17 protein-coding genes and 2 pseudogenes are annotated in these 21960 nt (G+C 71.2%); 17 read left to right on the top strand and 2 right to left on the bottom strand.

What is annotated here, in order from left to right:
* Positions 1-4: 4 nt before the first annotated feature.
* From HS99_RS19255 to HS99_RS19185, 15 genes and pseudogenes are all read left to right on the top strand, one after another.
* A complete protein-coding gene (locus HS99_RS19255) occupies positions 5-694 on the top strand; it encodes a response regulator (protein ID WP_030551626.1) in 690 nt (229 codons plus the stop codon).
* A 74-nt stretch (positions 695-768) separates the two neighbouring features.
* Positions 769-1740 carry a Rossmann-like and DUF2520 domain-containing protein gene (locus HS99_RS19250; RefSeq protein ID WP_072655032.1) on the top strand — a complete coding sequence of 324 codons (972 nt, stop codon included), beginning with the start codon at positions 769-771 and terminating at the stop codon, positions 1738-1740.
* Positions 1727-2632 (top strand): pantoate--beta-alanine ligase, encoded by a 906-nt coding sequence (panC, locus tag HS99_RS19245; RefSeq protein WP_030284361.1) that lies wholly within the window; start codon positions 1727-1729, stop codon positions 2630-2632. The genes HS99_RS19250 and panC overlap by 14 nt, the downstream gene beginning before the upstream one ends.
* Before the next feature lie 65 nt (positions 2633-2697).
* On the top strand, positions 2698-3147 hold the full coding sequence (gene panD, locus HS99_RS19240) for an aspartate 1-decarboxylase (RefSeq protein ID WP_030284363.1): 450 nt from the start codon (positions 2698-2700) through the stop codon (positions 3145-3147).
* A 15-nt stretch (positions 3148-3162) separates the two neighbouring features.
* Positions 3163-4836: an L-aspartate oxidase gene (locus HS99_RS19235; RefSeq protein WP_037829609.1), complete on the top strand. Its 1674-nt coding sequence runs from the start codon at positions 3163-3165 to the stop codon at positions 4834-4836.
* Between the two features lie 4 nt (positions 4837-4840).
* Positions 4841-5809 carry a carboxylating nicotinate-nucleotide diphosphorylase gene (gene nadC, locus HS99_RS19230; protein ID WP_030284367.1) on the top strand — a complete coding sequence of 323 codons (969 nt, stop codon included), beginning with the start codon at positions 4841-4843 and terminating at the stop codon, positions 5807-5809.
* Between the two features lie 53 nt (positions 5810-5862).
* Entirely contained in the window at positions 5863-6648 is a 786-nt protein-coding gene (locus HS99_RS19225) for a type III pantothenate kinase (RefSeq protein WP_030284369.1), read from the top strand.
* Positions 6649-6783: 135 nt separating this feature from the next.
* On the top strand, positions 6784-7533 hold the full coding sequence (locus tag HS99_RS19220; RefSeq protein WP_063737895.1) for a hypothetical protein: 750 nt from the start codon (positions 6784-6786) through the stop codon (positions 7531-7533).
* Positions 7534-7651: 118 nt separating this feature from the next.
* Positions 7652-9193 (top strand): annotated as a pseudogene (gene lysX / locus HS99_RS19215) (bifunctional lysylphosphatidylglycerol synthetase/lysine--tRNA ligase LysX); the annotation flags it as partial.
* 252 nt (positions 9194-9445) lie between these two features.
* The gene (locus HS99_RS19210) at positions 9446-9913 is read left to right on the top strand and encodes a BlaI/MecI/CopY family transcriptional regulator (RefSeq protein WP_030284378.1); all 468 of its coding nucleotides are present in this window, start codon (positions 9446-9448) and stop codon (positions 9911-9913) included.
* 9 nt (positions 9914-9922) lie between these two features.
* A complete protein-coding gene (locus HS99_RS19205) occupies positions 9923-10459 on the top strand; it encodes an amino-acid N-acetyltransferase (protein WP_030284380.1) in 537 nt (178 codons plus the stop codon).
* Positions 10460-10550: 91 nt separating this feature from the next.
* Entirely contained in the window at positions 10551-10901 is a 351-nt protein-coding gene (locus tag HS99_RS19200) for a histone-like nucleoid-structuring protein Lsr2 (protein ID WP_030284382.1), read from the top strand.
* A gap of 666 nt (positions 10902-11567) precedes the next feature.
* Positions 11568-14087 carry an ATP-dependent Clp protease ATP-binding subunit gene (locus tag HS99_RS19195; RefSeq protein WP_030284384.1) on the top strand — a complete coding sequence of 840 codons (2520 nt, stop codon included), beginning with the start codon at positions 11568-11570 and terminating at the stop codon, positions 14085-14087.
* 275 nt (positions 14088-14362) lie between these two features.
* The gene (locus tag HS99_RS19190) at positions 14363-16714 is read left to right on the top strand and encodes an immune inhibitor A domain-containing protein (protein WP_037829611.1); all 2352 of its coding nucleotides are present in this window, start codon (positions 14363-14365) and stop codon (positions 16712-16714) included.
* A 388-nt stretch (positions 16715-17102) separates the two neighbouring features.
* Positions 17103-18023 carry a M23 family metallopeptidase gene (locus HS99_RS19185; protein WP_050366717.1) on the top strand — a complete coding sequence of 307 codons (921 nt, stop codon included), beginning with the start codon at positions 17103-17105 and terminating at the stop codon, positions 18021-18023.
* 30 nt (positions 18024-18053) lie between these two features.
* Here HS99_RS19185 and HS99_RS19180 read toward each other — a convergent pair whose 3' ends face one another.
* Positions 18054-18686, bottom strand: coding sequence for a TetR/AcrR family transcriptional regulator (locus tag HS99_RS19180; RefSeq protein WP_050366716.1), 633 nt, complete (start codon positions 18684-18686; stop codon positions 18054-18056).
* A 221-nt stretch (positions 18687-18907) separates the two neighbouring features.
* On the opposite strand from HS99_RS19180, the gene HS99_RS19175 reads away from it, so the two are divergent.
* Complete coding sequence (locus HS99_RS19175; RefSeq protein ID WP_030284392.1) at positions 18908-20503, top strand: MDR family MFS transporter; 1596 nt, start codon at positions 18908-18910, stop codon at positions 20501-20503.
* Between the two features lie 75 nt (positions 20504-20578).
* Here the strand turns inward: HS99_RS19175 and HS99_RS19170 are convergent, their stop codons facing one another.
* On the bottom strand, positions 20579-21493 hold the full coding sequence (locus HS99_RS19170) for an HhH-GPD family protein (protein ID WP_030551631.1): 915 nt from the start codon (positions 21491-21493) through the stop codon (positions 20579-20581).
* Between the two features lie 191 nt (positions 21494-21684).
* Here HS99_RS19170 and HS99_RS19165 point away from each other — a divergent pair.
* A pseudogene (locus tag HS99_RS19165) lies at positions 21685-21960 on the top strand (hypothetical protein); the annotation flags it as partial.

Below are 21960 nucleotides of genomic sequence, written 5' to 3'. Positions count from 1 at the left end.
CACCTTGACCATCCGCGTGATGCTCGTCGACGACCAGGAGCTGCTGCGCACCGGCTTCCGGATGATCCTCCAGTCTCAGGGGGACATCGAGATCGCCGCCGAGGCGGGCGACGGCGCCCGGGCCCTGGAGCTGCTGCGGCACACGCCGGTGGACGTGATCCTGATGGACGTCCGGATGCCGCGCCTGGACGGGGTGCAGGCGACCCGCCGGATCTGCCTGGCCGAGGACGGCAGCCCGCTGCCGAACGCCCCCCACGTGCTCATCCTCACCACCTTCGACCTGGACGAGTACGCCTTCGCCGCGCTGAAGGCCGGGGCCAGCGGCTTCCTGCTCAAGGACGTCCCGCCGACCGAGCTGGTGGCCGCGATCCGCGCGGTGCACGGCGGGGACGCCGTGGTCGCCCCGACCACCACCCGCCGGATGATCGACCGCTTCGCCGAGGTGCTGCCCACCCCGCATAGCGCGCCCGGCTCGGACGTCCTCGGCCCGCTGACCGAGCGCGAGCGGGAGGTGTTCCTGCTGGTGGCCCAGGGGCTGTCGAACGGTGAGATCGCGGCCCGGCTGGTGCTCTCCGAGGCCACCGTGAAGACCCACGTCGGCCGGATCCTGGCCAAGCTGGGGCTGCGCGACCGGGTCCAGGCCGTGGTGCTGGCGTACGAGGCCGGACTGATCCGGGCCGGGGCGGCGGACTGACGCGCCCGTACACTGGGGCGGTACGTCCGGTACCCGCGCGTGGACCGGAACGGTCATTCAGGACAAGGGTGGACATGGGCTCCTCCGACTTCGCCGACTTCGGTGAGTTCGCCCCGCTCGGCGACCAGGCTTTCGGTGATCCCAGCGACCCCGGCAACCGTCCGGCCCGGCTCGCGGTCGGTGTGATCGGCACCGGCCGGGTCGGTCCGGCGCTGGGCGCCGCGCTGCAGCTCGCCGGGCACACCGTGGTCGCCGCCTCCGGGGTGTCCGCCGCCTCCCGGCGCCGCGCCGACGCGCTGCTGCCGGGCGTGCGGATCGTCACCCCGCCGCAGGTCATGGCCGCCGCCGACCTGGTCCTGCTGACCGTTCCGGACGACGCGCTGGCCGACCTGGTGTCCGGGCTGGCCGCCACCGGCGCCGTCCGTCCCGGCCAGCTGCTGGTGCACACCTCCGGCGCGCACGGCGTCGGCATCCTGGAGCCCGCCACCCGGGCCGGGGCGCTGCCGCTGGCCCTGCACCCGGCGATGACCTTCACCGGCACCTCCGTCGACCTGGCCCGGCTGGCCGGCTGCCCGTTCGGCGTGACCGCCCCCGAGGAGCTGCGACCGGTCGCCGAGGCCCTGGTGGTGGAGATGGGCGGCGAGCCCGAGTGGGTGCCCGAGGAGGTCCGCCCGCTCTACCACACCGCCCTCGCCCACGGCGCGAACCACCTGGTCACCCTGGTCGCCCAGGCCGTCGAGCTGCTGCGCACCGCCGGCGTCGCCGAACCCGGCCGGATGCTCGGCCCGCTGCTCGGCGCCGCCCTGGACAACAGCCTGCGCTCCGGCGACGCGGCCCTCACCGGCCCGGTCGCCCGGGGCGACGCGGGCACCGTACGGCGCCACCTGGCGCAGCTCAGTACGGTGTCCCCGGACATCCCGGCGGCCTACCGTGCGATGGCCCGCGCCACCGCGCAGCGGGCGCTCGCCAACGGAACGATCGACGACGCGTCGGCGGCGGCGCTGCTGGACGTACTGAACGAGGAGAGCGGTAATGGCACGCGGTAAGCAGCCGAGCAGGCCCCAGCGGGCGCCGAAGGTCCACCGGGCCGTCGTCACCCAGACCGTGGACGACTTCGAGGCCGCGTTCTGGCCGGACGAGAGCCCGGTGGACAACGCCGTGGTGATGACCATGGGCGCGCTGCACGAGGGCCACGCCGCGCTGATCCGCGCCGCCCGCAAGCAGGTGGGCCGGGAGGGCCGGGTCGCGGTGACGGTCTTCGTCAACCCGCTGCAGTTCGGCCCGTCCGAGGACCTGGACCGCTACCCGCGCACCCTCGACGCCGACGTGAGGCTGGCCGAGGAGAACGGCGCCGACGTGGTCTTCGCGCCCTCCGTCGAGGAGGTCTACCCGAACGGCGAGCCGCAGGTGCGCCTGACGGCCGGCCCGATGGGCGACCGCTTCGAGGGCGCCACCCGACCCGGCCACTTCGACGGCGTGCTGACCGTCGTGGCCAAGCTGCTGCACATCACCGACCCGGACTTCGCCTTCTTCGGCGAGAAGGACGCCCAGCAGCTGGCGGTCATCCAGCGGATGGTCGCCGACCTGGACTTCGACGTCGAGGTCGTCGGCGTGCCGACCGTCCGCGAGGAGGACGGCCTGGCGCTGTCCTCGCGCAACCGTTACCTCTCCGAGGAGGAGCGCAGCCACGCCCTCGCCCTGTCCCGGGCCCTGTTCGCCGGCCGGGACGTCGCCGCCCAGGGCCCGAAGGCCGTGCGCGAGGCCGCCGCGGCCGTCCTGGACGGCGCCGAGGGCGTCACCCTTGACTACCTCGCCCTGATCGACCCGCACGACTTCTCCGAGGCGGCGGACGACTTCCAGGGCGAGGCGGTGCTGGCCGTCGCCGCGAAGGTGGGCTCGACCCGCCTGATCGACAACGTCCGCATCATCGTTCGCTGAGAACCCGCTGCGTCCCGGCAGCAAGAAGCCCTTCAGGCATGCACTCACAGGAGGCGTGACCCGCAATGCTCCGCACCATGCTCAAGTCCAAGATCCACCGGGCCACCGTGACCCAGGCCGACCTGCACTACGTCGGCTCGGTCACGGTGGACGAGGACCTGCTTGACGCCGCCGACCTGCTCCCCGGCGAGCTGGTCCACATCGTCGACATCAACAACGGCGCCCGGCTGGAGACCTACACCATCGCCGGCCCGCGCGGCACCGGCGTGATCGGCATCAACGGCGCCGCCGCCCGCCTGGTCCACCCGGGCGACCTGGTCATACTCATCGCCTACGGGCAGATGGACACGGCCGAGGCCAAGGGCTACGAGCCGAAGGTCGTCTTCGTGGACGAGCACAACCGGATCACCGGTCTCGGCGGGGACCCTGCCGAGGCCCAGGAGGGCACCGGACTGCTCCGCGGTGACCAGGCGTACCGTGGCGAGGACGGCGCGGCCACCGCGGCCACGCGCTGAAGGAGCCACTGAGCCATGTCCGTTACCCACCGCCTCACCGCCCCGGCCCCCGGTTGGACCGCCGCCACCGACGTGGTCGTGGTCGGCTCCGGGGTCGCCGGTCTCACTGTCGCCCTCAACGTCCGCAAGGCCGGCCTGCGGGCCATGGTGGTCACCAAGGCGGTGCTGGACGAGGGCTCGACCCGCTGGGCCCAGGGCGGCATCGCGGCCGCCCTGGGCGAGGGGGACACCCCCGAGCAGCACCTGGACGACACCCTGGTGGCCGGCGCCGGGATCTGCGACGAGGAAGCCGTCCGCACCCTGGTCACCGAGGGCCCGGACGCCGTCCGCCGGCTGATCGCCACCGGCGCCCTGTTCGACCGGGGCGAGGACGGCGAGATCCTGCTGACCCGCGAGGGCGGCCACCACCGCCGCCGGATCGCCCACGCGGGCGGGGACGCGACCGGCGCCGAGATATCGCGCGCCCTGGTCGCCGCCGTCCGCACCGACCCGGGGATCGAGCTGATCGAGCACGCGCTCGTCCTCGACCTGCTGACCGACACCGAGGGCCACGCCGCCGGGCTGACCCTGCACGTGATGGGCGAGGGCCAGCGCGACGGCGTCGGCGCCGTACGGGCCCGCGCGGTGGTGCTCGCCACCGGCGGCATGGGCCAGGTGTTCTCCGCCACCACCAACCCGGCGGTCTCCACCGGCGACGGCGTGGCACTGGCACTGCGGGCCGGCGCCGCCGTCACCGACCTGGAGTTCGTCCAGTTCCACCCGACCCCGCTGTGGGTCGGCCCGGACGCCGAGGGCCAGCTGCCGCTGATCTCCGAGGCCGTGCGCGGCGAGGGCGCCCACCTGGTGGACGCCGACGGCGTCCGCTTCATGGTCGGACAGCACGAGCTGGCCGAGCTGGCCCCGCGCGACATCGTCGCCAAGGCGATCACCCGGCGCATGCAGGAGCAGGGCGCCGACCACATGTTCCTGGACGGGCGGCACTTCGGTGCCGAGATGTGGGAGCACCGCTTCCCGACCATCCTCGCCACCTGCCGCGCGCACGGCATCGACCCGGTCACCGCGCCGATCCCGATCGCCCCGGCCGCGCACTACGCCTCCGGCGGCGTCCGCACCGACCCGCGGGGCCGCACCAGCGTCCCCGGCCTGTACGCCTGCGGCGAGGTCGCCTGCACCGGGGTGCACGGCGCCAACCGGCTGGCCTCCAACTCGCTGCTGGAGGGCCTGGTCTTCGCCGAGCGGATCGCCGCCGACCTGGCAGGCCGGCACGCGGCCGGCGAGCTGCCCGAGCGCACGGTGGACGTCGCCGCCGCCCGGGCCGCGCGGCCGGTGCCGCTGCCGCCGTCCGAGGCGCGGGCCGAGATCCAGCGGCTGATGTCGCGCGGCGCGGGCGTGCTGCGCTCGGCCGCCTCGATGGCCGACGCCGCGGCCGGGCTCGCCCTGATCGCCGAGCAGGCCCACTCGCACGTGGCCGAGGAGAAGCCGGCCGACCCCCGGGTGGAGACCTGGGAGGCCGCCAACCTGCTGCTGGTCGCCACCGCCCTGGTCGCGGCCGCCGCGCAGCGCGAGGAGACCCGCGGCTGCCACTGGCGCGAGGACTTCCCCGAGCGCGACGACGCCCACTGGCGGCGCCACCTGATCACCACCCTCGCCGCCTCCGGCGACCCCGTCAGCACCCCTGAGGAGCAGTAGAACCATGACCCACGCCCACGAGGAACTCCCCCTGGCCGACCAGGGCGGCTGCGGCGACGGCTGCGCCTGCGGGGACGGCGAGGAGTACGAGACCGGCCTGGACCCGCAGCTCGCCGAGCTGCTGGAGCGGGCCGGGCTGGACCCGATCGAGGTCGAGGACATCGCCACCCTGGCGCTGGCCGAGGACCTGGCCGGCGGCGAGGACGTCACCTCAGTGGCGACCGTGCCCGCCGACGCCGTCGCGACCGCCGACTTCACCGCCCGCCAGGCCGGCGTGGTGGCCGGTCTGCGGGTCGCCGAAGCCGTCGTCTCGCTGGTCTGCGAGGAGGAGTTCGAGGTCGAGCGGCACGTCGAGGACGGCGACCGGGTGGAGGCCGGCCAGGTGCTGCTGTCCGTCCGCTCCCGCACCCGCGACCTGCTGACCGCCGAGCGCAGCGCCCTCAACCTGCTCTGCCACCTGTCCGGCATCGCCACCGCGACCCGGGCCTGGGCGGACGCCCTGGAGGGCACCGGCGCGGTCGTCCGGGACACCCGCAAGACCACCCCGGGCCTGCGCGCGCTGCAGAAGTTCGCGGTGCGCTGCGGCGGCGGCGCGAACCACCGGATGGCGCTCTCGGACGCCGCCCTGGTGAAGGACAACCACGTGGTGGCGGCCGGCGGCGTGGCCGAGGCCTTCCGGGCCGTCCGGGCCGCGTACCCGGAGCTGCCGGTCGAGGTCGAGGTGGACACCCTGGAGCAGATCCCGCCGGTGCTTGACGCCGGGGCGGACCTGATCCTGCTGGACAACTTCACCGTCGAGCAGCTGAAGGAGGCCGTCGAGCTGGTGGCCGGCCGGGCGAAGCTGGAGGCCTCCGGCGGACTCACCCTGGCCAGCGCGCGCGAGGTCGCCCAGACTGGTGTCGACTACCTGGCCGTGGGCGCGCTGACCCACTCCTCGCCGATCCTGGACATCGGCCTGGACCTGCGCGCCTGACCGTCAGGTCGCGAGCAGTCCCCGCCCCGTCCCGACTCGCAGAAAGCGTCCCCGTGCTCCTCACCATCGACGTCGGCAACACCCAGACCACGCTCGGCCTGTTCGACGGCGAGGAAGTGGTGGAACACTGGCGGATCTCCACCGATCCGCGCCGCACGGCCGACGAACTGGCGGTGCTGCTGCAGGGGTTGATGGGCAACCACACCGCGGCCCGGGACGCCGCGGTGGAGGGGCTGGCGATCTGCTCCTCCGTCCCCGCCGTGCTCCACGAGCTCCGCGAGGTGACCCGCCGCTACTACGGCGACGTCCCCGCGGTGATCGTGGAGCCCGGCGTGAAGACCGGGGTGCACGTCCTGATGGACAACCCCAAGGAGGTCGGCGCCGACCGGATCGTCAACGCGCTGGCTGCCAACCACCTGTACGGCGGCCCGTGCATCGTGGTCGACTTCGGCACCGCGACCACCTTCGACGCCGTGAACGCCCGCGGCGACTACGTCGGCGGCGCGATCGCCCCCGGCATCGAGATCTCGGTCGAGGCGCTCGGCGTCCGCGGCGCCCAGCTGCGCAAGATCGAGCTGGCCCGCCCGCGCAACGTGATCGGCAAGAACACCGTCGAGGGCATGCAGTCCGGCATCCTCTACGGCTTCGCCGGACAGGTCGACGGCCTGGTCGAGCGGATGGCCCGGGAGCTGGCCAAGGACCCGGACGACGTCCAGGTGATCGCCACCGGCGGCCTCGCGCCCCTGGTCCTCGGCGAGGCCACCACGATCGACGTCCACGAGCCCTGGCTGACGCTGATCGGCCTGCGCCTGGTGTACGAGCGCAACCGGCCCAGCTGACCGGCGAGGGCCTGTCCGGCGGATCCCGCGCGCCCGGCGGGGTCCGCCGGACAGGCCCTGTTCCGTCGGGCCGATCGTGCGGAATTCCGCGCGACGTTACCGACAAATCGGATATTCCTCACGTAGTGTCAGCCCATGCCTACGCCACACGGATCGCGCGGCGGCATGGCCTTCAGCGCCGACGAAGTCCGCGTGCTGCGCCGAGCCCTCGCCCAAGCCCTCCACCCCGCCGTCCCCGCCCACCTCCAGGGGCCCGACCGGACGGCGTTCGCCGGTCCGGGCGCCGAACTGTGGGCGGAGGACGTCCAGGACGCGCTGCGCCTGACCGAGGCGATCGACGAGGCCGTCCAGGAGGGCGGCCGACTGCGCGCCTTCCTGCTGGCCGACCTCGGCCGCTACCGCTCCGCCCTGCCCGGCAGCGCCCCCGGCTACCTGGAGCGGCTGGAGGAGGCCGTCACCGACGGCTACCTGCCCGGCCCCGAGGACCTCACCGCACTGCGCGGGCTGACCCGCCAGCCCTGCGGCCACGGCGAACGGGCCCGCCGCTCCCGGCTGGCCGGGCGCTGCCACGCGCTGGCCGAGGCCGCCGTGCGCGAACGGCTCGCGCTCACCGCCGGGCCCCCGCGCCACCTGGTGGCCGTACCGAACCCCGCCGCACCCCCGAGCAGTCACCCCACCCCTGTAGGAGGACGGACCACGATGAGCAGCACCGACTCCCGGGACTCCCGCCCGGAGCAGCCCGCCGCCACGCCGACCCCGCCCCGCCCGCACCGGATGCCCACCCCGGCCGACCTCTTCGGCCACCGCACCAAGCCCCCGTCCCGCCCCGCCGAGCCCGCCGAGGACACCCCGGACGAGATCGAACTCCGCACCGGCACCGGCTGACCCCCACCGGTAGCACCCCGTGAGGGGGGAGGCCGTCACGGCGGCCTCCCCCCTCGCGTCATCCCGACGCGGAGCACGGTGTACGGCTGGCTACCCTTGTGGGGTGAGCGATCAGAGCGTGATTCCCGCGACCGACGACCTTCCCGAGCAGATGCGCGTCCGGCGCGAGAAGCTGGACCGGCTCCGGGCGGCCGGCGTCGACCCGTACCCGGTCGGCTTCCCCCGCACCAGCACCATCGCGGACCTGCGTGCCAAGCACCCGGACCTCGAGCCCGACACCGCGACCGGTGAGCGCGCCGGCATCACCGGCCGGGTGATCCTGTCCCGCACCGGCGGCAAGCTCTGCTTCGCCACCCTGCGCGACGGCACCGGCGACCTCCAGGTGATGCTCTCCCTGGACAAGCTGGGCGCCGAGCGGCTGGCGGCCTGGAAGTCCGACATCGACCTCGGCGACCAGGTCGGCGTCGAGGGCGAGGTGATCACCTCCAAGCGCGGCGAGCTGTCGGTGATGGTGGACCGCTGGGAACTCACCGCCAAGTGCCTGCGCCCGCTGCCGGACAAGCACAAGGGCCTGACCGACCCGGAGGCCCGGGTCCGCCAGCGCTACGTCGACCTGATCGTGAACCCCGAGGCCCGCGAGATCCTGCACCTGCGCAGCAAGGTGGTCCGCTCGATCCGCCGCACCTACGAGGACCGCGGCTACATCGAGGTCGAGACCCCGATGCTGCAGCCGGTGCACGGCGGCGCCAACGCCCGTCCGTTCAGGACGCACATCAACGCGTACGACATCGACCTCTACATGCGCATCGCCCCCGAGCTGTACCTCAAGCGGCTGGTGGTCGGCGGCGCCGAGAAGGTCTTCGAGATCAACCGCAACTTCCGCAACGAGGGCGCGGACTCCACCCACAACCCGGAGTTCACCTCGCTGGAGTCGTACGAGGCCTACGGCGACTACAACACCCAGGCCGAGCTGATCCGCGAGACGATCGTCAACGCCGCCCGGGACGCCCTGGGCACCACCGTGATCAAGGGCCTGGACCCGCACGGCGTGGAGCACGAGATCGACCTGGCCGAGCCGTGGGAGGAGGTCAGCGTCTACCCGGGCATCTCCGCCCACCTGGGCGTCGAGGTCACCCCGGAGACCTCCGTCGAGGAGCTGCGCAAGCTGGCCGCCGACCACGGCATCCCGTTCGAGAAGAACTGGGGCCACGGTCAGATCGTGCTGGAGATGGTCGAGCGCCTGCTGGAGGAGAACGCCGTCCGGCCGACCTTCATCAAGGACTACCCGACCGAGGTCTCCCCGCTGACCCGCCAGCACCGCTCGGTCCCCGGCGTGGCCGAGAAGTGGGACCTGGTGATCTTCGGCACCGAGATCGGCACCGCCTACTCCGAGCTGGTCGACCCGGTCGAGCAGCGCGCCCGCCTCACCGCCCAGTCCCTGCTGGCCGCCGGCGGCGACGTCGAGGCGATGCAGCTGGACGAGGACTTCCTGCGCGCCCTGGAGTACGCGATGCCCCCGACCGGCGGCCTCGGCCTCGGCGTGGACCGCCTGATCATGCTGCTGACCGGCAAGAACATCCGGGAGACCGTGCTCTTCCCGCTGGTGAAGCCGGAGCCGAAGGCTTCCGCCGCGACGGCGGAGAAGAGCGAGGAGGAGTGACCTGATGGACTACGTCAGCGCGATCGTTCCGCCGCTGGTCATGGCGATCGGCTTCGGATTCCTGGTGCGGGCGATCATCCGCAGCCAGGGCGGGGCCCAGAAGGCCAAGGAAGACGTCGACTGATCGACTGACGCCGTCGGCCGCTCCGGAACGACCCGTGCGCCGCCATTCCCGATTCCCGGGGGTGGCGGCGCGCCGGTTTGGCGCACTTCACAAGCTTTGCCCCATTCACTCCCTATCCTGGCCGCACTATGGTCCGGCAACTCGGCGAACTTGAGAACGCCATCATGACCCGGGTGTGGCGGTGGAACCGACCGGTGACGGTTCGCGAGGTTCTCCTGGATCTGCAGTCGGAACGCGAAATCGCGTACACGACGGTGATGACCGTCCTGGACAAGCTGCACAGAAAGGGCTGGCTGCGCCGCGAGCGGGCGGGCCGGGCCTATCGATATGAACCGGTCTCCTCACGCGAGGCGTACACGGCGGCCCTGATGAACGACGCCTGGGCCACCAGTGACAATCCGGCCGCGGCCCTGGTGCACTTCTTCGGCCTGATGTCCCCCGAGCAACGCGAGGCACTGCGGGACGCGTTGCGGGTGGCGGCACTGTTCCCGTCCGATCCGCCCGGCCCGGAATCCGCCGAGGACGGCCCGGATACCGGCGGTCCGGATACCGGCGGCGCGGATACCGGGGAGACCGCGCCGGGCGCGACGCGATAACGTCCCGCCATGGAGGTCACCATCCGCCGCGCGCGGACCACGGACGTACGGACCGTACGCGGGCTCATCGACGCCTACTCGCGCGACGGCATTCTGCTCGACAAGCCCACGGTCACGCTGTTCGAATCCGTCCAGGAGTTCTGGGTCGCGGAACGCGACGACAACGGCGCGGTAGTGGCCTGCGGCGCCCTGCACGTGATGTGGGAGGACCTCGCCGAGGTCCGCACGCTCGCGGTCGATCCGGCCTGCCGGGGCTTCGGGATCGGGCACCTGCTGTTGGAGAAGCTGGTGCAGACCGCGCGCTGGCTGGGCGTCCGTCGGATTTTCTGCTTGACGTTCGAGGTGCCGTTCTTCGCGAAACACGGTTTCGTCGAGATCGGCGAGGTTCAGGAAACCGATGATGGTACGACAGACCCGGCGGCGGTCGCCACGGATGTCTATGAAGAACTCCTCCGCTCGTACGATGAAGGTGTCGCCGAGTTCCTTGACCTGGAGCGGGTGAAGCCCAACACACTGGGCAACTCGCGCATGCTGCTGCACCTCTGAGCGGGTCCGGACCGGTCAAGGGTTTGTGTTTTCCGGTGAAAGGCGCTTTCCTTTCCTTAGGCAATGGGTCGTTTAGCGGAAAGGGAAGCCCGTGGCACAGAGGGTGCAGGTCATTCTTGAAGACGATCTCGATGGCGGTTCGGCGGACGAGACGGTGACGTTCGCGCTCGACGGCGTTGCCTACGAGATCGACCTGAAGAGCGCCAACGCGGACAAGCTGCGCGGTCTGCTGGCGCCGTACGTGGAGAAGGGGCGCAAGCAGAGCGGCCGGCTGGCCGGCGCCCGCCGTCCGGGCCGCGGCACCGCGGCGCGCCCGTCCGGCAGCGCTCCCGACACCGCGAAGATCCGCGCGTGGGCCAAGGAGCAGGGCATGGACGTCAACGACCGCGGCCGGGTGCCGAGCACCGTCCGCGAGGCCTACGACAAGGCCAACGCGTCCTGAACCCGGCGCCACCGGCCCGCCGGAGCGGATGCGGAGCCCCGGCGGCCGCGTAGGGCACCGACGACACACGCGCGGGGCGCGGAGGGAACCCCTCCGCGCCCCGCGGCGCGCACCCCGGGAGCGCGGCGCCACCGGCACCGGGGCCCGCGCCGGAACGACCCGTCCGGGGCGGCGGGCTCGGGCGGCGGAACAATGACGAGCTGTGCAACGCTGTAGGAGCGAAGCGGTAACGCGCACACCCCAGGGACGGCGTACGACCGACCCGGCTGCCGTTGAACCACCGCCACCGCGGCCCGACTTCTCGCCAGGCGAACACCGCCACCGCGGAAACTGCGCGAGAAGCGCCCCGATACCGGGTATGAATGCAGGTGGACGGGTTCTTCGACCCGTCCAGGGGCAGCATGTACGACCGGCCGAAGAGGGTCCGGCTCCGCCCCGGCGGCTCTTGTTCGCCGATGGCGTAGCGGTTTCCGGTGCATCCGGCCCACCTGTGGGAACACCGATTCCCAGCATCAGGTTGGGATTGGTGTCGGCTGGTCGCGCAGCATCTCGCTCCTCTACCGGGGAGTGAATCCGTGGGCCGCGCCGCTGAGCGGGACTAGCATGCGGAAGGACAGGGCGGGGACGGACCCCGAACTGCCCGACCGCTCTGAGGAGCGATAAACGATGTTCGAGAGGTTCACCGACCGCGCGCGGCGGGTTGTCGTCCTGGCTCAGGAAGAAGCCCGGATGCTCAACCACAACTACATCGGCACCGAGCACATCCTCCTGGGTCTGATCCACGAGGGCGAGGGCGTCGCCGCCAAGGCCCTGGAGAGCCTCGGGATTTCTCTTGAGGCCGTACGCCAGCAGGTCGAGGAGATCATCGGCCAGGGCCAGCAGGCCCCGTCCGGTCACATTCCCTTCACTCCCCGGGCGAAGAAGGTCCTGGAGCTGTCGCTCCGGGAGGCCCTGCAGCTCGGCCACAACTACATCGGCACCGAGCACATCCTGCTCGGCCTGATCCGCGAGGGCGAGGGCGTCGCCGCCCAGGTCCTGGTCAAGCTGGGTGCCGACCTCAACCGGGTGCGCCAGCAGGTCATCCAGCTGCTCTCCGGCTACCAGGCCAGCGGCGGCAAGGAGTCCGCCACGGCCGGCGGGCCCGCCGAGGGCACCCCGTCGACCTCGCTGGTCCTGGACCAGTTCGGGCGCAACCTGACCCAGGCCGCCCGCGAGGCCAAGCTCGACCCGGTCATCGGGCGCGAGAAGGAGATCGAGCGGGTCATGCAGGTGCTGTCCCGCCGCACCAAGAACAACCCGGTCCTGATCGGTGAGCCCGGCGTCGGCAAGACCGCCGTGGTCGAGGGCCTGGCACAGGCGATCGTCAAGGGCGAGGTCCCGGAGACGCTCAAGGACAAGCAGCTCTACACGCTGGACCTGGGCGCCCTGGTGGCCGGCTCGCGCTACCGCGGTGACTTCGAGGAGCGCCTGAAGAAGGTGCTCAAGGAGATCCGCACCCGCGGCGACATCATCCTGTTCATCGACGAGCTGCACACCCTGGTCGGCGCGGGCGCCGCCGAGGGCGCCATCGACGCCGCCAGCATCCTCAAGCCGATGCTGGCCCGCGGCGAGCTGCAGACCATCGGTGCCACCACCCTGGACGAGTACCGCAAGCACCTGGAGAAGGACGCCGCGCTGGAGCGCCGCTTCCAGCCGATCCAGGTCGCGGAGCCCTCGCTGCCGCACACCATCGAGATCCTCAAGGGTCTGCGCGACCGCTACGAGGCCCACCACCGGGTCTCCATCACGGACGCCGCCCTGGTCGCCGCCGCCACCCTGGCCGACCGGTACATCTCGGACCGCTTCCTCCCGGACAAGGCGATCGACCTGATCGACGAGGCCGGCTCCCGGATGCGCATCCGCCGGATGACCGCGCCGCCGGACCTGCGCGAGTTCGACGAGAAGATCGCCGACGTGCGCCGCGAGAAGGAGAGCGCGATCGACGCGCAGGACTTCGAGAAGGCCGCGTCCCTGCGCGACGACGAGAAGCAGCTCCTGCAGGCCAAGGCCAAGCGCGAGAAGGAGTGGAAGGCCGGCGACATGGACGTCGTCGCGGAGGTCAACGAGGAGCTCATCGCCGAGGTCCTGGCCACCGCCACCGGCATCCCGGTCTTCAAGCTGACCGAGGAGGAGACCTCCCGGCTGCTGCGCATGGAGGACGAGCTGCACAAGCGCGTCATCGGCCAGAAGGACGCCATCAAGGCGCTCTCCCAGGCCATCCGGCGCACCCGTGCGGGCCTCAAGGACCCGAAGCGTCCCGGCGGTTCGTTCATCTTCGCCGGCCCGTCCGGCGTCGGTAAGACCGAGCTGTCCAAGACGCTCGCCGAGTTCCTCTTCGGCGACGAGGACGCGCTGATCGCGCTCGACATGTCCGAGTTCTCCGAGAAGCACACCGTCTCCCGGCTGTTCGGCTCCCCGCCCGGGTACGTGGGCTACGAGGAGGGCGGCCAGCTGACCGAGAAGGTCCGCCGCAAGCCGTTCTCGGTCGTCCTCTTCGACGAGGTCGAGAAGGCCCACCCGGACATCTTCAACTCGCTGCTGCAGATCCTGGAGGACGGTCGACTGACCGACTCCCAGGGCCGCGTGGTCGACTTCAAGAACACCGTCATCATCATGACGACCAACCTCGGCACTCGGGACATCTCCAAGGGCTTCAACCTGGGCTTCGCGGCCACGGGTGACACCCAGACCGGGTACGAGCGGATGAAGGCGAAGGTCGGCGAGGAGCTCAAGCAGCACTTCCGCCCCGAGTTCCTGAACCGCGTCGACGACATCGTGGTGTTCCACCAGCTGTCCGAGGACGACATCATCCAGATCGTCGACCTGATGATCGCCAAGGTGGACGAGCGGCTCAAGGACAAGGACATGGGCCTGGAGCTCAGCGTCGAGGCCAAGAAGCTGCTGGCCAAGCGCGGCTACGACCCCATCCTGGGTGCCCGTCCGCTGCGCCGCACCATCCAGCGCGAGATCGAGGACCACCTCTCCGAGAAGATCCTCTTCGGTGAGCTGCGGGCCGGCCACATCGTGGTCGTCGACGTGGAGGGCGAGGGCAAGGACGCCAAGTTCACCTTCCGCGGCGAGGAGAAGTCGGCCGTCGCGGACACCCCGGCCGCGGTCGCTTCGTCCGGCCCGGACCTGACGAAGTAAAGGCAACTTTTAACAGACAACTTCACAGCCACCGAGCCCCCGGCGTTCGCGCCGGGGGCTCGGTGCGTTCCGCCTCCCCCCGCACGCCCCGGACCTGGGGTTTTCCAACCGTCCGTCAACTGACGGAAAATCGGCGAGCATAGCGCCGTGGCCATGTCAGGGTCAAGGTCTATCTTTTCCAGCCCCACTTCGGTCAAATGACGTCCACCTGTCTTTCATATTGGTTTACCGGGCCTTGGCCAAGAGTCGGCTCGGTCGGGGAGGGCGTCACAACGTTGAAGACCACCAGGAGAGCCGCAGCGGTCACCACCGCGGCGGCGGTCATCGTCACGCTCGGCGCGGGGCTGTTCCCCAGCAGCGCCGTGGCAGCCGGCTCCGCACCGGTTCCGAAGGACCCGGCCGACGCGGTCCAGGGCGTCAACACCGAGCACAACATCCCGGGCCCGCTGACCGCCAAGGTCGACGCCGAGAAGAAGGCTGCCACCGAGCAGCTGCTCAACGGCACCGCCCAGGTCGAGCAGCACAACGGCAGCACCAGTGTGAAGCTCGGCAAGGACAAGTACGTCGAGCTCGCCCGTGAGCGCACGGACAAGATCTTCACGATCCTGGTCGACTTCGGCGACCAGGTCGACAACACCACCAAGACCGCCGACGGCAAGGTCAAGTACGGCGGCGAGGCCGGCCCCAAGCACAACGAGATCGAGGCGCCGGACCGCGCCACGAACAACTCGACCGCCTGGCAGGCCGACTACAACCAGCAGCACTACCAGGACCTGTACTTCTCCAAGGACAAGCCCTCGCTGAAGACCTTCTACGAGAAGCAGTCCTCGGGCCGCTACTCGGTCGACGGCGTGGTCTCGGACTGGGTCAGGGTGCCGTGGAACGAGGCCCGGTACGGCTCCGACTACTGCGGCTCCAACGTCTGCGCCAGCGCCCAGGACCTGATCCGCGACGCCGTCGACATCTGGTACAAGGACCAGCTGGCGAAGGGTCAGACCGAGGCGCAGATCAAGGCGACGCTGGCCCAGTACGACCAGTGGGACCGCTACGGCTCGCACCACGACGGGAACTTCAACCAGCCCGACGGGTACATCGACCACTTCCAGATCGTGCACGCCGGTGAGGACAAGTCGGCCGGCGGCGGCAAGCAGGGCAGCAAGGCCCTGTGGGCCCACCGCTCCTACGTCTACGGCAACCTGACGGGCCAGGCCGGCCCCGACGGCAACAAGCTCGGCGGCGTCCAGGTCGGCAACACCGGCCTCTGGATCGGCGACTACACGATGCAGCCGGAGAACGGCGGCCTCGGCGTCTTCGCCCACGAGTACGGCCACGACCTCGGTCTGCCGGACCTCTACGACACCGCCGGCAAGGGCATCGACAACTCGGTCGGCTTCTGGTCGCTGATGTCCTCCGGTTCCTGGCTCGGCGAGGGCAAGGACAGCATCGGCGACATGCCGAACGACCTCGACGCCTGGAGCAAGTACCAGCTCGGCTGGCTGAAGGTCGACCGCGCCAAGGCCGGCACCGAGTCGACGCACCACATCGGCCCGGTGGAGTACAACTCCAACCTGCCGCAGGCGCTCATCGTCGACCTGCCGAAGAAGAGCATCACCACCGACATCAACAAGCCCTTCGCGGGCGGCAGCGAGTGGTGGAGCGGCAGCGCCGACAACCTGAACGTCACGCTGACCCGGGACATCGACCTGACCGGCAAGACCAAGGCCGGCATCAACGCCAAGGCCTGGTACGAGCTGGAGCCGGACTTCGACTACGCCTTCGGCGAGGTCTCCACCGACGGTGGCAAGACCTGGACCGTCGTGGACGGCACCTGGAACGGCGCCGCCCTGCCCAAGGAGAACGGCCGTCCGGCCCTCAGCGGCCTCACCGCCGCCTGGGGTGACCTGTCGTTCAACCTGGACGCCTACGCGGGCAAGAAGATCCAGTTCCGCTACCACAACACCACCGACGGCGGCCTGCACTACCGCGGCTTCGCGGTGGACAACGTCGCGGTGGTCGCCGACGGCGCCACCCTGTTCAGCGACGACGTGGAGCACGGCGACAACGGCTGGACCGCCGCCGGCTTCACCCGCTTCGGCGGCTCGTACACCAAGGACTACGCGCAGTACTACATCGCGGAGAACAAGCAGTACGTGTCGTTCGACCAGACGCTGAAGACCGGCCCGTACAACTTCGGTTCGGCCGCCAAGCCCAACTGGGTCGAGCACTACTCGTACCAGCCCGGCCTGCTGATCTGGTACTGGGACGAGTCGCAGACCGACAACAACGTCAGCGCCCACCCGGGCCACGGCCTCGTCCTGCCGGTCGACTCGCACCCGGCTCCGATGAAGTGGTCGGACGGCACCCTGATGCGTCCTCGCATGCAGGGCTTCGACTCCACCTTCGGTTCGCGCCGCGTCCCGGCGCTGACCCTGCACAAGGCTGACGTCGAGACGGTCATCCCGAAGTCCAAGGGCGTCGACGAGTTCAACGACCTGAAGTCCTGGTGGTCGAAGGACGACCAGTACGCCGGTGTCGACGTGCCGAAGACCGGCACCAGCATCGAGGTCGAGAACGAGTCCGCGAACTACCTGGAGACCTGGATCCGGGTCCGCCCGGTCGACAACTGATCGTCCTGACGGTCAGGTCGTGATCGCGCGGCACTGAAGTCTCCACGTCCGGCCCGCCCCCGCCACCGCGCGGGGGCGGGCCGGACGCTTTTCCGCGCCCTCGCCGGGTGGCGCTGGTCACAGGGGTTCGGCGTGGTACGACCGGCCCTAGTAGCACGGCCCGACGGGACCGCGGTACGGATCGGGCCGGGCTCGGTTGATCGGATCTCATGATCATTGCTCCGTCGGCCGGAATTCCAGGACCCGCGATGACTACACGCCGTAGTACATCGCCGCTTTTGGGGCTGCGTCAGGTGACCGTTAAACCTGAGTGGTCCCCCGCTCCGCGAAAGCACCCCGATCGGGCGCTTCGCGCTGCCCCCCGTACGACCGTGAGGTACGACAGGCGATGTCCACCGTCCCGCCCATGGGGCCGGCCCTGCGCCGGCTCGCCGTCCGTGCGACGGCCCAGGCGGCCGCCTGGCAGCCCCGGATCGGCCACGCCGTCCGCAGCCGCGCCGTAGCGCCGCTGCGCCTGCTCGCCACGCCCCGGCACGCCACCCTGCCGGGCAGCCGGCAGCGGGTCGAGCGCGACCACGCGGTGGTCTCCGTGGGAGCGGCCGCGCTGATGGCGGGCGTCGTGCTGGCGGCCGCCCCGGGCAGTGCCTCGGCGCAGACCGTCCGGCCGACCACGCCGGGCAGTTCCGCCTTCACCGCCCCGCGGGCCAAGGTGCCCGACCCGGGCCTGGTGCAGGTGGCCGGACCCAGCCCGTACAAGCTGCCGGACGGCGCCCCCTCGGCGCAGGCGTTCGTGGCCGTGGCGCCCAACCTGCTGCCGCCCGGAGCGGAGCCCGCCGAGCCCGCGCCCGCCGCGGCGCCCGCCCCGGAACCGGAGCCCGCGCCCGCCGCCCCGCCCGAGCCCGGCTGGTCGGCGCCGGTGCCCGACGCACCGACCAGCAACCCCTTCGGGGTGCACGACTCCGAGTACGCCGCCGGGTACCACACCGGGGTGGACTTCGCGGTCTCCCCGGGCACGCCGGTGCTGGCGGTCGGCGACGCGACCGTGGTGTCGGCCGCCTGGGACGGCGCGTACGGCAAGGAGGTCGTGCTGCGGCTCGCCGACGGGCACTTCGCGCAGTACGCCCATCTCTCCACGCTGTCGGTCTCGGCGGGCCGACGGGTGTCGGCGGGCGAGCGGGTCGGGCTGTCCGGGAACACCGGCAACTCGACCGGGCCGCACCTGCACTTCGAGATCCGCACCAGCAACCGCTACGGCGCGGTGGTCGACCCGATCGCCTACCTCTCCGGACACGGCGTCACGGCGTTCTAGCGGATACGGCGTTCCAGGGGGCGCGGCGTCTCAGCCGCCGACGCGGGCGGGGTGGCTGATCCGGCCGCCGATCTCCAGCGCGACCGTCCGGGCGGCCTCCAGGGCCTCGTCCAGGTCGGCCACCGGCACCTTCTCGCCCCACACGTTCTCGGCGGGGACGGGGTCCTTGCCGTCGTGCTGGAGCAGGAACATCGACGAGTGGACGGTGAACAGCGTCATCGCGGCGCGCAGCCGGTCCTGGAAGCTCGCCTCCGGCCCGTGCACCAGCTGCATCATGGTGATGATCCGCTCCTTGAAGGCCAGCCCGGCCGGGGATTCCCGCAGCGCCGGCTGGTTCTCGTGGAAGAAGCGCAGCAGCGGGGCCCGCTCGGCCATCCCGTCCGCGAAGCGGCGGATCAGCTCGTCGCGCGTGTCCGGGCTCCACTCCTGCTCCCGGCCCCACGCGATGGTCTCGTCGATCGGCGCGGCCATCCGCTCGACGATGCCCAGGACGATGTCGTCCTTGGTCTTGAAGTGGTAGTAGAGCGCGGCCTTGGTGACGCCCAGGCGGTCGGCGATCTCGCGCAGTGAGGTCTGCTCGTAGCCGTGCTCCGAGAAGAGCTCCAGCGACACCTCGATGATGCGAGCCCGGGTGTCGCTGCGGGGGCTGTGCGGAGTGCCCATGGCCTGCCTCATGACTGCGTCGGTGACTGCTGCGGACCCCAGGGTGGGCGTCCGCCCCGGGCTCATTCTCCCTGCCCAGGGGGCCGGTATTAAAACTGGCTTGACGACCGGCTAGGAAACAGCTTACCGTGCCGACGATCGATAAACTAGCCGGGCGACAAGTAAGTGAGCCGCCACCCGGCGCGACGCTCGTCCGAACCACCTCCGGGAGACCCCACCCCATGTCACAGCCCAAGACCGCCGGCCCGGTACCGGAGGACAAGACGGCCGAGGAGGAACAGCCGCGGTCACCCCGCGAGATCCGCCTCGTGATGGTCGGCTTGGTCGTCACGATGCTGCTGGCCATGCTCGACAACCTGATCGTCGGCACCGCGATGCCGACCATCGTCGGTGACCTCGGCGGCGCCGAGCACCTGTCCTGGGTGGTCACCGCCTACACCCTGGCCACCGCCGCCTCCACCCCGATCTGGGGCAAGCTCGGCGACCTGTACGGCCGCAAGGGCACCTTCCTGACCTCGATCGTGATCTTCCTGGTGGGTTCGGCGCTGTCCGGCCTGTCGCAGAACATGAACGAGCTGATCGGCTTCCGCGCCGTGCAGGGCCTCGGCGCCGGCGGTCTGATGGTCGGCGTCATGTCGATCATGGGCGCGCTCGTCCCGCCGCGTGACCGCGGCAAGTACCAGGGCATGTTCGCCGCCGTGATGGCCCTGGCCACCATCGGCGGCCCGCTGGTCGGCGGCTTCATCACCGACCACCTGAGCTGGCACTGGACCTTCTACATCAACCTGCCGCTCGGCGTGATCGCGCTCGCCGTGGTCATCGCCACCCTGAAGCTGCCGAAGGTCCGTAACACCGCCCGGATCGACTACCCGGGCGCCGTGCTCCTCACCGTCGGCATCACCTCGCTCGTGCTGATCACCACCTGGGGCGGCCAGCAGTACGCCTGGGGCTCCAAGGAGATCCTCGGCCTCGCCGCGCTCGCCGTCGCCTCGCTGATCGGCTTCTGCTACGTCGAGCAGCGCGCCCAGGAGCCGATGCTGCCGCTGAGCCTGTTCAGGAACCTGAACTTCACCCTGGTCTCGATCATCGGCTTCATCGTCGGCTTCGTGATGTTCGGCTCGACCGTCTTCCTCCCGCTCTACCAGCAGATAGTCCAGGGCGCCTCGGCGACCAACTCCGGCCTGCTGCTGATGCCGATGATGTTCGGCATGCTGGTCGTCTCGCTGGTGGTCGGCCAGGCCGTCACCAAGACCGGCAAGTACCGGATCTTCCCGATCATCGGCACCGTCGTGATGACCGGCGGCCTGATCCTGCTCTCCACCATGGGCGTCGGGACCAGCAGCTTCACCTCGGCCTGCTGGATGATCGTGCTCGGCGCCGGCATGGGCTTCCTGATGCAGATCACCATGCTGGTGGCGCAGAACAGCGTGGAGCTCAAGGACATGGGCGTGGCCAGCTCCACCGCCACCCTGTTCCGCACCATCGGCGGTTCGTTCGGCGTCGCGCTGTTCGGCGCGCTGTTCAACAACCGGGTGAAGGACACCATGGGCCAGCTGCTGGCCGGGAAGCCGCTGCCCCCGGGCGGCGCGAAGGACCCCGGCCAGACCAGCCCGGCCGAACTGCGCAAGATGCCCGACTACATCCAGGACGCCTACCACCACGCGGTGTCCAACGGCATGCACACCGTCTTCCTGTGGGGCGCCGGAGTGGCCGTGATCGCCATCGCCGCCGCGGTGTTCCTGCGCGAGGTGCCGCTGCGCGGCACCGGCAAGGGCGAGAAGCCGGCCGAGGCCTCGCTGGAGGCCGCGGCCGTCTGACGGTCCCCTCGCACGACAGCGCCCCCGGCAGGCTCGAAACCTGCCGGGGGCGCCGTCGTGTTGTCGTCGTCCCGCCTACTGGGGGAGCCGGTAGACGCCCTGCTCGACCGGCTCGACCAGGCCGTCGGCGACCAGGCCGTCCAGCGCCCGGGCGCGCTGCACCGCGTCCGGCCAGACGGCGTCCAGCCGGGCCTGCGGCACCGTGCCGTGCGCCTCGCGCAGCACCGCGAGCAGCTTGCCGCGGACCTGACGGTCCGTGCCCTCGTAGGTCTGGCCGCGCCGGGCCGGGCCCTCGTACGGCGGGCGGCCGGCCCGCTGCCAGGCGCAGGCGGTGAACAGCGGGCAGTCCCCGCACTCCGGGCCGCGGGCGGTGCAGACCAGCGCGCCCAGCTCCATCACGCCGACCGCCCAGGTGGCCGCCGTCGCGGCGTCGTCGGGAAGCAGCGCGGTCGCGGTGCGGCGCTCGGCGGCGGTGGTGGCGATCGCCGGGTACTCGACGCCGGTCACCGCCCGGGCGAAGACCCGGCGCACGTTGGTGTCCAGCACCACGTGCCGCTGGCGGAAGGCGAAGGAGGCGACCGCGGCGGCGGTGTACTCCCCCACTCCGGGCAGCGAGAGCAGGGTGGCGTGGTCATCGGGGACCCCGCCGCCGTGCTCCTCGGTGATCGCCACGGCGGCCGCGTGCAGCCGCAGGGCGCGGCGCGGGTAGCCCAGCCGGCCCCACATCCGGACCGCCTCGCCGGGTGCCTCGGCGGCGAGGTCGGCGGGGGTGGGCCAGCGGGTGAGCCAGGCCCGCCAGACGGGCAGCACCCGCTTCACCGGGGTCTGCTGGAGCATGAACTCGCTCACCATGACCGCCCAGGGCGTCGCGTCCGGGGTACGCCAGGGCAGGTCGCGCTTGCTGGCCTCGTACCAGTCGATGACGGTCGAGTGCAGCAGCGGCAGCGGCAGCGGCAGCGAGGGGGCTTCGGTGGCGGTGATGGCAGTCATGGCCCTTCGATCCTCCCACGGCGGTGGACGCAACCGAACTGGAGCACTGCGTTCCGATTCGGTCGAAATGCGCGGTACGTCCCGGTTCGGGAGCTCCCTCGGACGGATCAAATTACGGATCATGTGAAAGAAGGGACGTCGGTGCGGTGTTGGTGAGTCAATCGCCACACACAGTCTCGTAGAGTTTGATCGTGCCCTCTCTGCGTCAACCCGTGGGACCGCTGCCGGCCTCGATCTACTGGCGTCGGCGCGCCGTCGTGCTCGTCGCCGTCGCGGCGGTAGTCGCCCTGATCGCCTGGCTGATGACCGATCAGGGCGGAGGTGACGGCGGCTCACCGGGCAAGGCCGCACAGGCCGCACCGCCCCAGTCCGAGAGCCAGACGCCCGCTCAGACGATCACGCCCGGCGCCTCGCCGAGCGGCCCCGCGGCGCACCCCGCCACCGGCGGCACCGGCGGCGGGCAGTCG

The sequence above is a fragment of the Kitasatospora aureofaciens genome, assembly GCF_001188955.3.
In the GTDB taxonomy this organism is placed as follows: Bacteria; Actinomycetota; Actinomycetes; order Streptomycetales; family Streptomycetaceae; genus Kitasatospora; species Kitasatospora aureofaciens.
Note: the sequence above shows the minus strand (reverse complement) of the source record. Positions and strands in the feature narration are given on the sequence as shown.

What these genes read in the sequence shown, in the direction of transcription:
- HS99_RS19250 (WP_072655032.1), top strand. Translation starts at nt 769, where the DNA reads ATGGGCTCCTCCGACTTCGCCGACTTCGGTGAGTTCGCCCCGCTCGGC.
- panC (WP_030284361.1), top strand. Translation starts at nt 1,727, where the DNA reads ATGGCACGCGGTAAGCAGCCGAGCAGGCCCCAGCGGGCGCCGAAGGTC.
- panD (WP_030284363.1), top strand. Translation starts at nt 2,698, where the DNA reads ATGCTCCGCACCATGCTCAAGTCCAAGATCCACCGGGCCACCGTGACC.
- HS99_RS19235 (WP_037829609.1), top strand. Translation starts at nt 3,163, where the DNA reads ATGTCCGTTACCCACCGCCTCACCGCCCCGGCCCCCGGTTGGACCGCC.
- nadC (WP_030284367.1), top strand. Translation starts at nt 4,841, where the DNA reads ATGACCCACGCCCACGAGGAACTCCCCCTGGCCGACCAGGGCGGCTGC.
- HS99_RS19220 (WP_063737895.1), top strand. Translation starts at nt 6,784, where the DNA reads ATGCCTACGCCACACGGATCGCGCGGCGGCATGGCCTTCAGCGCCGAC.
- HS99_RS19210 (WP_030284378.1), top strand. Translation starts at nt 9,446, where the DNA reads ATGGTCCGGCAACTCGGCGAACTTGAGAACGCCATCATGACCCGGGTG.
- HS99_RS19205 (WP_030284380.1), top strand. Translation starts at nt 9,923, where the DNA reads ATGGAGGTCACCATCCGCCGCGCGCGGACCACGGACGTACGGACCGTA.
- HS99_RS19195 (WP_030284384.1), top strand. Translation starts at nt 11,568, where the DNA reads ATGTTCGAGAGGTTCACCGACCGCGCGCGGCGGGTTGTCGTCCTGGCT.
- HS99_RS19185 (WP_050366717.1), top strand. Translation starts at nt 17,103, where the DNA reads ATGTCCACCGTCCCGCCCATGGGGCCGGCCCTGCGCCGGCTCGCCGTC.
- HS99_RS19180 (WP_050366716.1), bottom strand. Translation starts at nt 18,686, where the DNA reads ATGGGCACTCCGCACAGCCCCCGCAGCGACACCCGGGCTCGCATCATC.
- HS99_RS19175 (WP_030284392.1), top strand. Translation starts at nt 18,908, where the DNA reads ATGTCACAGCCCAAGACCGCCGGCCCGGTACCGGAGGACAAGACGGCC.
- HS99_RS19170 (WP_030551631.1), bottom strand. Translation starts at nt 21,493, where the DNA reads ATGACTGCCATCACCGCCACCGAAGCCCCCTCGCTGCCGCTGCCGCTG.